12 protein-coding genes and 2 pseudogenes are annotated in these 11,212 nt (G+C 51.0%); 10 read left to right on the top strand and 4 right to left on the bottom strand.

What is annotated here, in order from left to right:
• Both D9734_RS22700 and D9734_RS22695 read left to right on the top strand, forming a co-directional pair.
• Nucleotides 1-577 (top strand): RHS repeat-associated core domain-containing protein (locus D9734_RS22700; RefSeq protein ID WP_130210764.1); only part of this gene is annotated, 577 nt, incomplete at its 5' end.
• Nucleotide 578: 1 nt separating this feature from the next.
• Nucleotides 579-905, top strand: a complete 327-nt coding sequence (locus D9734_RS22695; RefSeq protein WP_001039055.1) for a hypothetical protein — start codon at nt 579-581, stop codon at nt 903-905.
• Nucleotides 906-944: 39 nt separating this feature from the next.
• Here D9734_RS22695 and D9734_RS23675 read toward each other — a convergent pair.
• Nucleotides 945-1,040 (bottom strand): annotated as a pseudogene (locus D9734_RS23675) (toxin SymE, type I toxin-antitoxin system family protein); the annotation flags it as partial.
• 161 nt (nt 1,041-1,201) lie between these two features.
• On the opposite strand from D9734_RS23675, the pseudogene D9734_RS22685 reads away from it, so the two are divergent.
• The 3 genes and pseudogenes from D9734_RS22685 to phrB form a co-directional block, all read left to right on the top strand.
• Nucleotides 1,202-1,951 (top strand): annotated as a pseudogene (locus D9734_RS22685) (ISAs1 family transposase); the annotation flags it as partial.
• A gap of 141 nt (nt 1,952-2,092) precedes the next feature.
• Nucleotides 2,093-2,602: a YbgA family protein gene (locus tag D9734_RS22680; RefSeq protein WP_130210762.1), complete on the top strand. Its 510-nt coding sequence runs from the start codon at nt 2,093-2,095 to the stop codon at nt 2,600-2,602.
• Nucleotides 2,599-4,017, top strand: coding sequence for a deoxyribodipyrimidine photo-lyase (phrB, locus tag D9734_RS22675; RefSeq protein WP_130210760.1), 1,419 nt, complete (start codon nt 2,599-2,601; stop codon nt 4,015-4,017). Before D9734_RS22680 ends, phrB begins: the two co-directional genes overlap by 4 nt.
• Before the next feature lie 129 nt (nt 4,018-4,146).
• On the opposite strand, the gene dtpD is transcribed toward phrB, so the two are convergent.
• Complete coding sequence (dtpD, locus tag D9734_RS22670; protein WP_130210758.1) at nt 4,147-5,628, bottom strand: dipeptide permease DtpD; 1,482 nt, start codon at nt 5,626-5,628, stop codon at nt 4,147-4,149.
• Nucleotides 5,629-5,898: 270 nt separating this feature from the next.
• Between dtpD and ybgI the strand changes: the two genes are divergently transcribed.
• The 5 genes from ybgI to nei are packed head-to-tail and all read left to right on the top strand — an operon-like array spanning nt 5,899 to nt 9,798.
• Nucleotides 5,899-6,642 carry a radiation resistance protein YbgI gene (ybgI, locus tag D9734_RS22665; RefSeq protein ID WP_130210766.1) on the top strand — a complete coding sequence of 248 codons (744 nt, stop codon included), beginning with the start codon at nt 5,899-5,901 and terminating at the stop codon, nt 6,640-6,642.
• Nucleotides 6,643-6,664: 22 nt separating this feature from the next.
• Nucleotides 6,665-7,321, top strand: coding sequence for a 5-oxoprolinase subunit PxpB (gene pxpB, locus D9734_RS22660; protein WP_130210756.1), 657 nt, complete (start codon nt 6,665-6,667; stop codon nt 7,319-7,321).
• Nucleotides 7,315-8,247 (top strand): 5-oxoprolinase subunit PxpC, encoded by a 933-nt coding sequence (gene pxpC / locus D9734_RS22655; RefSeq protein WP_130210754.1) that lies wholly within the window; start codon nt 7,315-7,317, stop codon nt 8,245-8,247. Before pxpB ends, pxpC begins: the two co-directional genes overlap by 7 nt.
• Nucleotides 8,237-8,971 (top strand): 5-oxoprolinase subunit PxpA, encoded by a 735-nt coding sequence (pxpA, locus tag D9734_RS22650; RefSeq protein ID WP_130210752.1) that lies wholly within the window; start codon nt 8,237-8,239, stop codon nt 8,969-8,971. The genes pxpC and pxpA overlap by 11 nt, the downstream gene beginning before the upstream one ends.
• Nucleotides 8,972-9,006: 35 nt before the next feature.
• Complete coding sequence (gene nei / locus D9734_RS22645) at nt 9,007-9,798, top strand: endonuclease VIII (RefSeq protein WP_130210750.1); 792 nt, start codon at nt 9,007-9,009, stop codon at nt 9,796-9,798.
• Here nei and D9734_RS22640 read toward each other — a convergent pair.
• Together D9734_RS22640 and D9734_RS22630 are read right to left on the bottom strand one after the other, a co-directional pair.
• Entirely contained in the window at nt 9,795-10,841 is a 1,047-nt protein-coding gene (locus tag D9734_RS22640) for an AbrB family transcriptional regulator (protein WP_130210748.1), read from the bottom strand. The genes nei and D9734_RS22640 overlap by 4 nt on opposite strands.
• Nucleotides 10,842-11,110: 269 nt before the next feature.
• On the bottom strand, nt 11,111-11,212 hold a 102-nt coding region (locus tag D9734_RS22630; protein WP_205712835.1), incomplete at its 5' end, for a transposase.

Raw genomic sequence — 11,212 nt, 5'->3', positions numbered from 1 at the left:
AATCGTGTGGGAGACGGGGTATCAGGTCTGGGGTAACACGATACAGGAGAAGGACCACGGCAGGGTGGAACAGAACCTGCGTTACCAGGGACAGTACCTCGACAGGGAAACGGGGCTGCACTACAATCTGCACAGGTACTATGATCCGGATGTCGGGCGGTTCATAGTTACGGATCCGATAGGCTTAAGGGGCGGTTTAAACCTCTATGCTTATGCGCCTAATCCGTTGAAATATATTGATCCACTCGGATTAAAAAAAGAGCTCTGTAATGGAACTACTCGTGTGCGGCATTATACTAATCGTAAAGGTTCAAATGCGATTGCTGAAAGTGGGATAATTAAGGCGCATGATAACGGTCGTGTATATTTGGAACCTGCGAATAAAAAACCACTCAGTCAAGTAGACATAGAGGCGAAATATCAAATAGGTCGTGGGAAAGGTAGAGATTATGTGGAAACGGATGTACCTAACGAGCAATTAGAGTGGGTAACAAACCCTCGATACCATATAGATGAATTGACTGCGAAAGGTGATATTATTCTTTCTGATAATGCAAAAATAACTCGGCGTAAATAATATGAATAAAAACAATGATGTAATTAATATTCCCGGGAAGGATGCCCTTTATATTCTAAGTGAGGTAGAGTACATATTGATATCACTTAAGAATATTGCAAGGTATTATTTCAATGGTATAGAACAGAACGTTATTGATGATAAATTGTTGAATTCTTATTTTAAAGAAACCACTAAATTTATTGATGATAAAAATATTACACATCGATTGGCTGAAATAAGAAGGGTTATTACTGAAAATTTTAATACCGATCTTGGAGATGATGATATGGATGATATTGAGAGAGAAATAGAAAAGATAAAATGTTGGGAGAAGCCGGGTGATTAATATAAAACGGGAAGGCATGTAGCCTTCCCGTTTTATTATTTAACTCTCATTCAGCACACTAAACATCCCATTACGCATCCCCTTAACCACCTGTTTAACCTGATAAAGTTCCTCCCGCAGTTCCAGCATCTCGTCCAGGGAAAGATCATCAGAAGTACACTTTTTGTACTAAATAATTCGCATTTTATGTTCAATAATTGAGATATTCCTTATTACCTAAAACTGTTTTTTATTGCTTATACATGATCAAATATTCCTTACATAATTAAGGAGAACAAAATGGAACTTAAAAATTGATGGAACATATTTATATTATTCCCGATTACAGACAAGCCTGGAAAGTGGAACATAAATTGTCTGATATTCTACTGTTGACTATTTGTGCCGTTATTTCTGGTGCAGAAGGTTGGGAAGATAAAGAGGATTTTGGGGAAACACATCTCGATTTTTTAAAACAATATGGTGATTTTGAAAATGGTATTCCTGTTCACGATACTATTGCCAGAGTTGTATCCTGTATCAGTCCTGCAAAATTTCATGAGTGCTTTATTAACCGGATGCGTGACTGCCATTCCTCAAATGATAAAAACGTCATTGCAATTGATGGAAAAACGCTCCGGCATTCTTATGACAAGAGTCGCCGCAAGGGAGCGATTCATGTCATTAGTGCGTTCTCAACAATGCACAGTCTGGTCATCGGACAGATCAAGACGGATGAGAAATCTAATGAGATTACAGCTATCCCTGAACTTCTTAACATGTTGTATATTAAAAGAAAAATTATTAAGACTGATGCTATGGGTTGCCAGAAAGATATTGCAGAGAAGATACAAAAACAGGGAGGTGATTATTTATTCGCTGTAAAAGGAAATCAGGGGCGGCTTAATAAAGCCTTTGAGGAAAAATTTCCACTGAAAGAATTAAATAATCCAGAGCATGACAGTTACGCAATTAGTGAAAAGAGTCACGGCAGAGAAGAAATCCGTCTTCACATTGTTTGCGATGTCCCTGATGAACTTATTGATTTCACGTTTGAATGGAAAGGGCAGCTATGGACAGAAACTACCTGGCGTCAGTCCTTGCGGGGAGCGGGCTTTCGTAATCTTGCCCTGCTACAACAGGATTAGCTTCAAAAATTTCATTTCCCAACGTCTACACTTACTCCTGTAAACCGTTCAGGAGCAGTAATGAATCAGCAACGATTTGATGACAGCACTCTAATCCGTATCTTCGCGCTTCATGACTTACATCGACTGAAAGAACATGGCTTAACGCGCGGAGCGCTTCTCGATTATCACAGCAGCTATAAGCTCGTATTTCTGGCTCATTCCCAACCGGAGTACCGCAAACTTGGCCCATTCGTGGCTGATATTCATCAGTGGCAAAATCTGGACGATTTTTACAACCAGTACCGCCAACGCGTAATTGTTTTGCTTTCTCACCCCGCCAACCCGCGCGATCACACCAACGTTTTGATGCACGTTCAGGGTTATTTTCGCCCGCATCTTGATTCCACAGAACGCCAGCAGCTGGCGGCGCTTATCGACAGTTATCGCCGTGGCGAGCAGCCTCTTCTTGCGCCGCTGATGCGTATCAAACACTATATGGCGCTTTATCCTAACGCCTGGCTTTCAGGGCAGCGTTATTTCGAACTTTGGCCGCGTGTGATTAACTTGCGCCATGCAGGAGTTTTATGACCATCCATCTGGTCTGGTTTCGCCAGGATTTACGTTTGCACGATAATCTCGCGCTGGCAGCCGCCTGCCGCAATTCGTCTGCACGCGTGCTGGCGTTGTATATCGCCACACCACGCCAGTGGGCGACGCATAACATGTCGCCGCGTCAGGCTGAACTTATCAATGCTCAACTGAATGGGCTACGAATAGCGCTGGCGGAAAAAGGTATTCCTTTATTGTTCCGTGAAGTGGATGACTTTGTCGCCAGCGTCGAAACAGTTAAACAGGTGTGCGCGGAAAATCATGTTACCCACCTGTTTTATAACTATCAGTATGAAGTGCATGAGCGGGCGCGGGATGTGCAGGTTGAGAGAGCGCTACGTAACGTGGTGTGTGAAGGATTTGATGACAGCGTGATCCTGCCGCCGGGGGCGGTGATGACTGGCAATCATGAGATGTACAAAGTCTTTACGCCGTTTAAAAACGCCTGGCTGAAACAGTTGCGGGAAGGGATGCCGGAGTGCGTCGGTGCACCAAAAGTTCGTAGTAGCGGATCGATAGAGCCCGCGCCATCCATTACGCTGAATTACCCTCGTCAGTCTTTCGATACCGCGCATTTCCCGGTGGAAGAAAAAGCGGCGATTGCGCAATTACGCCAGTTTTGCCAGAACGGTGCCGGAGAATATGAGCAACAACGAGATTTTCCGGCAGTAGAAGGCACCAGTCGTTTGTCCGCCAGCCTGGCAACGGGTGGGTTATCGCCTCGCCAGTGTTTACATCGCCTGTTGGCGGAACAGCCGCAGGCGCTGGAAGGCGGACCGGGTAACGTCTGGCTTAATGAGCTGATATGGCGCGAGTTCTACCGCCATTTGATGACGTATTATCCTTCGCTGTGTAAACATCGTCCGTTTATTGCCTGGACGGATCGTGTGCAGTGGCAGAGTAATCCCGCGCATTTAAAGGCCTGGCAGGAAGGCAAAACGGGATACCCGATTGTCGATGCTGCTATGCGTCAGCTTAACAGCACTGGCTGGATGCATAATCGCCTGCGGATGATCACAGCCAGCTTTCTGGTGAAAGATTTGTTGATCGACTGGCGGGAAGGTGAGCGGTATTTCATGTCGCAACTGATAGATGGCGATTTGGCAGCCAATAACGGTGGCTGGCAGTGGGCGGCTTCAACGGGGACAGATGCTGCGCCGTATTTTCGTATTTTCAACCCGACAACCCAGGGCGAGAAATTTGACCGCGAAGGCGAGTTTATCCGCCAGTGGCTACCGGAGTTGCGCGATGTGCCAGGGAAAGCGGTGCATGAGCCGTGGAAGTGGGCGCAGAAAGCGGGCGTGAAGCTGGATTATCCACAGCCGATTGTCGATCACAAAGAGGCGAGGCTGCGAACGCTGGCAGCGTATGAGGCGGCGAGGAAGGGGAAATAACAGACTCGTGCCCAGATGCCGGATGCGGCATGAACGCCTTATCCGGCCTGGCAAATAGTGCAAATTCAATGGGCCATCCAGGCCTGATAAGACGCGTTAAGCGTCGCATCAGGCATCGGTGTTGGCGTATTAAGACTCCAGTGCCAGCGCGCGGTTTCTGAACTTAAGCGCCTGATACAGCCAAATCATCAGCACCAGCCCTACACACGCCAGCGCACCCCAGGTGATTTGATCAAACACTTCTATATATGCATTGATGGAGTAATTGAGCGCCCCGGAAGCATCAAACGATGCTTGCGATGTCTGATCGGCAATGACGCCCGCCAGATAGTTAGCAATCGCACCGGAAAGCAGCATGTAAATGCCGGTTAATACGCCGGTCACGCCGGGGATTTCAATACGCGTAATTTGCGACATAGCAACCGGATCGATAAACAGTTCGGCAAACCCCATCACTGCCAGACCAAGCACCATCAGCGGCAGGGAAGAGTGGCCATACATTGCAGACCAGCGGGCGCTTAAGCTAAGAATACAGAACCCGGCGCTCATCAGGCCGAGGCCAAGAGCAAATTTCCCCCAGATGCGCACGGTACGATTACCCGCAACGCTCTCTTTTACCACCCAGGCAAGCACCACACCGCACGACATCACAGCAAAAGCATTAATCGACTGGAACATGGCGGTCGGAACGCTATAACCGAAAATATCGCGATTAACGAAGCGGTCGATATAAAGGCTAATCGAGCTGCCGCCCTGTTGTGCGAAGGCCCAGAACAACATGCTGAAGAAGGTGAGCGTCACAATCAGCCCCAGCTCCTTACGCTGTTTCTGGTTTTCTGCTTTGCGATAAATTTTCGCCAGTACCGCCAGACCAATGATAGTGGCGACAATTAAGGCGTATACCGACCACTCTTTCCAGAACAGTACAGTAATCAGCGCAGGCGTTGCGACCAGCAGAACCAGCAGCCATCCCCAGTTCGGCAGGAGAAAGTTTGTCGCACGCAGTACTTTTTTGTTAACGCCGCGGGTATGTGTGAAATGACGATTGCCACATAAGAAAATGACCAGACCCGCGATCATGCCAACCGCCGCCAGGCCAAAGCCCATCGCCCAACTGTACTCTTCCTGGGCGTAACCACAGGCGATAGGGGCAATAATCGATCCCACGTTACCCGCCGCATACATCAGCGAGAAACCGCCATCGCGACGTGGATCGGTCGGTTCATACAGTTCACCAAGCAGGCAACTGACGTTGGATTTAAACAGACCATAGCCGCAGACAATAATCGCCAGCGACAGATAGAGGAATGTCGGGTGGATTTCGCTGGCGCCCAGTACCACATGCCCGACTGCCATCAACAATGCCCCTATCATTACTGCCATGCGGTTGCCGAGCACTTTGTCCGCCAGGAAACCGCCGAGGATCGGCGTGACATACACCAGCGAACAGTAGGCGCTAAATAACGCGTAAGCGTGGGTGTCGTTGTATTTCAGTTGATTGGTGAGATAGAGAATCAGCAAGGCACGCATGCCGTAAAAGCTAAAATATTCCCAGATTTGCAGCGCGACAACGTAGTAGATAGCGCGCGGCTGTGATGCGTGTTTATTCATAGTAATTCCGCGGTTGGATGCGACACCACGTAATAGTTGCGCGGCGTGCGTGTGTTTCCTTAAAGTTAAAACTCTGATACAGATCTGATTATTTATGCAATATGCTGTCTGATTGCATAAATATACATGAACTATGCATTTATGAGATAAACAATTTGCGCCTTTTGGCGATGGGTTTGTTTCTTAATATGTCGAAAGATTGGCTATCGACGAACAGGCGAGGGAACGCTATGTTAACGGAGTAGCTATCAGAATATGGAAGGCGCAATGATGAAAAACACCGAACTGGAACAACTGATTAACGAGAAATTGAACAGCGCGGCGATAAGTGATTATGCGCCGAATGGTTTGCAGGTGGAAGGCAAAGAGACGGTGCAAAAAATTGTTACCGGTGTCACCGCCAGCCAGGCGCTACTCGATGAAGCGGTACGCCTGGGCGCTGATGCGGTCATTGTGCATCATGGTTATTTCTGGAAAGGGGAATCGCCAGTAATTCGCGGTATGAAGCGTAACCGCTTAAAAACATTGTTGGCGAATGATATCAACCTGTACGGTTGGCATCTGCCGTTGGACGCACATCCTGAGCTGGGCAATAACGCGCAACTGGCGTCGTTACTGGGGATCACGATCATGGGCGAAATTGAGCCGTTGGTGCCGTGGGGCGAACTGACCATGCCGGTACCGGGGCTGGAACTGGCCTCATGGATTGAAGCGCGTCTGGGACGCAAGCCGTTGTGGTGTGGCGACAACGGCCCGGAGGTAGTACAGCGCGTCGCCTGGTGCACCGGTGGTGGGCAAAGTTTTATTGATAGTGCCGCGCGTTTTGGCGTGGATGCTTTTATTACGGGCGAAGTTTCTGAACAGACCATTCATTCAGCCCGCGAGCAGGGATTGCATTTTTATGCTGCGGGTCACCATGCTACCGAACGCGGCGGTATTCGCGCGTTGAGCGAGTGGTTGAATGAAAATACCGATCTTGATGTGACCTTTATTGATATTCCTAATCCTGCATAACGAATAATCAGAGGGATCGAAAGTGCAACGAGCGCGTTGTTATCTGATAGGTGAAACGGCGGTAGTGCTGGAACTGGAGCCGCCGGTGACGCTGGCCAGCCAGAAACGGATCTGGCGGCTGGCCCAGCGTCTGGTGGATATGCCGAATGTCGTTGAAGCTATTCCCGGCATGAACAATATCACGGTGATTTTGCGTAACCCTGAAACGCTGGCGCTGGACGCCATAGAGCGTTTGCAACGCTGGTGGGAAGAGAGCGAGGCGCTGGAACCGGAGTCTCGCTTTATCGAAATTCCGGTGGTTTACGGTGGCGCAGGCGGGCCGGATTTGGCGGTGGTCGCTGCGCATTGTGGGTTGAGCGAAAAACAGGTCGTTGAACTGCACTCCTCCGTGGAATACGTGGTCTGGTTTTTAGGTTTTCAACCGGGATTCCCGTATCTCGGGAGTTTGCCGGAACAACTACACACGCCACGGCGCGCTGAACCGCGCTTGCTCGTTCCGGCAGGTTCTGTCGGGATTGGCGGGCCGCAGACCGGTGTTTATCCACTGGCAACGCCGGGCGGCTGGCAGTTGATAGGTCATACTTCGCTCAGTCTGTTTGACCCGACGCGTGACGAACCTATCTTATTGCGTCCGGGAGATAGCGTGCGCTTTGTACCGCAGAAGGAGGGAGTATGCTGAAAATCATTCGTGCGGGCATGTATACCACCGTGCAGGATGGCGGCCGTCACGGTTTTCGCCAGTCGGGTATCAGCCACTGCGGCGCACTGGATATGCCAGCGCTACGCATTGCTAACCTGCTGGTGGGTAATGATGCCAACGCGCCCGCGCTGGAGATCACGCTCGGTCAGTTAACGGTTGAGTTTGAAAGCGATGGTTGGTTTGCCCTGACTGGCGCAGGTTGCGAGGCGCGGCTGGATGATAATGCTGTCTGGACTGGCTGGCGCTTGCCGATGAAAGCAGGCCAGCGTTTAATGCTTAAACGTCCACAACATGGTGTACGTAGCTATCTGGCGGTGGCGGGCGGTATTGATGTGCCGCCAGTGATGGGGTCATGCAGCACCGATCTCAAGGTGGGGATTGGCGGGCTGGAAGGGCGTTTACTGAAGGATGGTGACCGACTCCCCATTGGCAAAGCGAAGCGTGATTTTATGGAAGCGCAGGGCGTTAAACAGTTGCTGTGGGGTAACCGGATTCGCGCCTTACCGGGGCCGGAATATCATGAGTTTGATCGCGCCTCGCAGGATGCATTCTGGCGTTCGCCCTGGCAGCTTAGCCCGCAAAGTAACCGCATGGGCTATCGCTTACAGGGGCAAATTTTAAAACGCACCACCGATCGCGAACTGTTATCTCACGGTTTGTTGCCAGGCGTGGTGCAGGTGCCGCATAACGGGCAGCCCATTGTGTTGATGAACGACGCGCAAACTACCGGCGGTTACCCGCGCATTGCCTGCATCATTGAGGCTGATATGTACCATCTGGCGCAAATTCCGCTCGGTCAGCCGATTCATTTTGTCCAGTGTTCACTGGAAGAGGCGCTGAAAGCGCGGCAAGATCAGCAACGTTATTTCGAACAATTAGCGTGGCGGCTGCACAATGAAAATTGACCTTAACGCCGATCTGGGCGAAGGAAGTTCCAGCGATGCGGAACTTTTAACGCTAGTTTCGTCGGCCAATATTGCCTGTGGATTTCATGCAGGCGATGCACAAACCATGCTGGTAAGCGTGCGAGAAGCAATAAAAAATGGTGTGGTTATTGGCGCTCATCCGAGCTTTCCCGACAGAGAAAATTTTGGTCGCAGCGCCATGCAGCTGCCGCCAGAAACCGTTTACGCCCAGACGCTGTATCAAATTGGCGCGCTGGCAGCGATTGCCCGGGCGGAAGGTGGCGTAATGCGTCATGTCAAACCGCACGGCATGTTATACAACCAGGCAGCGAAAGACGCACAACTGGCAGACGCCATCGCCAGAGCCGTTTACGCCTGCGATCCGGCATTGATTCTCGTTGGACTGGCAGGAAGCGAGCTGATTCGTGCAGGCGAACGATATGGGCTGGTAACGCGCGAGGAAGTGTTTGCCGATCGCGGCTATCAAGCCGACGGTTCGCTGGTGCCGCGAAGCCAACCAGGCGCGTTGATTGAAAACGAAGAACAGGCGCTGGCGCAAACGCTGGAGATGGTGCAACACGGCAGAGTCAAAAGTATCACCGGCGAATGGGCAACGGTCGCGGCGCAAACGGTCTGCCTGCATGGCGACGGAGAACACGCACTGGCGTTCGCCCGCCGGCTACGATCTGCATTTGCTGAAAAGGGGATTGTTGTCGCAGCATAATCCCTCTGAACAAAGAATGTAAAAAGGATATCACCATGCCTGAAGGTCCGGAGATCCGCCGTGCAGCGGATAACCTGGAGGCGGCGATCAAAGGCAAACCACTGACCGATGTCTGGTTTGCCTTCCCGCAGTTAAAACCTTATCAATCACAACTTATTGGTCAGCATGTCACTTATGTGGAAACGCGCGGAAAAGCGTTGCTGACCCATTTTTCGGATGGCTTAACGCTCTATAGCCATAACCAACTCTATGGTGTCTGGCGCGTGGTTGATACTGGCGAAGAGCCGCAGACCACGCGGGTGTTGCGGGTAAAGCTGCAAACAGCCGACAAAACCATTCTGCTTTATAGCGCCTCTGATATTGAAATGTTAACGCCGGAACAACTGACGACGCATCCGTTCTTACAACGCGTTGGCCCCGATGTGCTCGACCCGAATCTGACGCCGGATGTGGTGAAAGAACGGTTATTGTCGCCGCGCTTTCGTAACCGTCAGTTTGCCGGGTTACTGCTTGACCAGGCGTTTCTGGCAGGGCTTGGCAATTATCTGCGCGTGGAGATCCTCTGGCAGGTTGGGTTGACCGGAAATCATAAAGCGAAAGATCTCAACGCGGCGCAACTGGATGCGCTCGCACACGCGTTACTGGATATTCCGCGACTTTCTTACGCTACGCGGGGGCAGGTGGATGAAAATAAACATCACGGCGCGCTGTTCCGTTTTAAGGTTTTTCATCGTGATGGCGAACCGTGCGAACGCTGTGGCGGCACCATTGAGAAAACCACGCTGTCATCGCGCCCGTTTTACTGGTGTCCTGGTTGCCAGCACTAGGCCGTTCGCTTCGGCGCATAGGTTGAAATAAACCGCGCAATGGCAGGCCCCGTCAGCAAAATACTGAACAGGCGCAGGGTTTGCATCGCCATAATAAGCGCCATATCGGCATTGCTCCCTGCGGCGATGACCGCCACCGTATCTAGTCCGCCGGGGCTGGTGGCGAGGTAGGCAGTCATAAAATCAATATGCATAAACCAGGTCAGCCCCCACGCCATCGCGGCGCAGATGGCGAGCAGAGCAAATATCGACAGCAGGATTTGCGGCAGCGGACGCAATGCCCGCAGTAAGATTTGTTTATCGAAGCCCAGACCAATTCGCCAGCCAATCGCCATATAAGCTATCGCCAGCAGCCATTCCGGTAACTCAATCGTGATGAACTCACCAGACTGGAGCACCGCACCTGCCAGCATCGGGATAAGCATCGTGCCGGAAGGTATACGCAACAGGCATCCCGCCGTACCCGCAATGACCGCGAGCAGGATGGTGAACAGGAGATGAATGCTCACTGGCGGAAACCATACTATCTGCTGGTTAACCGCTTCAGCGTTATCGCCCAGCATCATTCGGGTGACCAGAACAGCGGCCCCCGCGACAAACAGTACCCGCAGATACTGCATAAACGCCACCAGGCGGATATCTGCGCCGTAATCCTGCGCCATCGCGACCATTGCCGCCGCACCACCAGGCGAGGAGCCCCAGGCACCTGTATTTCCGGGCAGTGAGCTATAGCGCACCAGTAACCATCCCACGATAGCACTGGAAAGCAACGTCACCAGTAAAATAGCTAACACAATCGGCCAGTTAACCGCCAGCGTGGTCAGGATCGAACCGGTCAGGTTTTGCGCAATCATACAGCCAAGAATGGCCTGCGCGGCGAGAAAAGCGGAGCGGGGGAGTTGCAGGGTAACCCCGCGCATACTGAAGATGATCCCGGCGATCATCGGTCCAAGCAGGAGTGCCGCCGGGAGATGTAAAGCGAGGAAGCCAATAGAAAGGAGAAGTGACAGAACACATAACATTCCCCACTGTAGCACTGGCATCCGTCACTCCCTGTTTAACTTACCTTTGGTGTATCGATACAGCATAAAGAATGCGCCTTAACGAAAAAATAGCGGTAATCAAGAAAAAGACAGATTTTGGCTAAAGGGCGTATTGAGTACCGTTGTCTCCCTCTCGTTTGTAAAAGAGAAGTTAAAGGGCCTGAGTCCGGTAGAATACCGGACTCAGGCCACATCGCGGACTAATTATCACTGTCCAGGTTTATGGGGGCAGTTCAATCAGGGCGGGGATATAAGGTGCGGTTTTTCACCTAACCAGGTGTTTGCTGTTGTTCAATGTATTGGCGGATGACGGATATTGGCGCACCTCCGCAGCTACTGGCAAAATAACTGGGACTCCACAAAACGCCTTT

Origin of the sequence: Escherichia sp. E14S1, assembly GCF_004211995.1 — a bacterium.
Taxonomy (GTDB): Bacteria; Pseudomonadota; Gammaproteobacteria; order Enterobacterales; family Enterobacteriaceae; genus Escherichia.
Note: the sequence above shows the minus strand (reverse complement) of the source record. Positions and strands in the feature narration are given on the sequence as shown.

Excerpts from the sequence above, each read along its gene's own strand:
- D9734_RS22695 (WP_001039055.1), top strand. The coding sequence starts at position 579 with ATGAATAAAAACAATGATGTAATTAATATTCCCGGGAAGGATGCCCTT.
- D9734_RS22680 (WP_130210762.1), top strand. The coding sequence starts at position 2,093 with ATGAATCAGCAACGATTTGATGACAGCACTCTAATCCGTATCTTCGCG.
- phrB (WP_130210760.1), top strand. The coding sequence starts at position 2,599 with ATGACCATCCATCTGGTCTGGTTTCGCCAGGATTTACGTTTGCACGAT.
- dtpD (WP_130210758.1), bottom strand. The coding sequence starts at position 5,628 with ATGAATAAACACGCATCACAGCCGCGCGCTATCTACTACGTTGTCGCG.
- ybgI (WP_130210766.1), top strand. The coding sequence starts at position 5,899 with ATGAAAAACACCGAACTGGAACAACTGATTAACGAGAAATTGAACAGC.
- pxpC (WP_130210754.1), top strand. The coding sequence starts at position 7,315 with ATGCTGAAAATCATTCGTGCGGGCATGTATACCACCGTGCAGGATGGC.
- pxpA (WP_130210752.1), top strand. The coding sequence starts at position 8,237 with ATGAAAATTGACCTTAACGCCGATCTGGGCGAAGGAAGTTCCAGCGAT.
- nei (WP_130210750.1), top strand. The coding sequence starts at position 9,007 with ATGCCTGAAGGTCCGGAGATCCGCCGTGCAGCGGATAACCTGGAGGCG.
- D9734_RS22640 (WP_130210748.1), bottom strand. The coding sequence starts at position 10,841 with ATGCCAGTGCTACAGTGGGGAATGTTATGTGTTCTGTCACTTCTCCTT.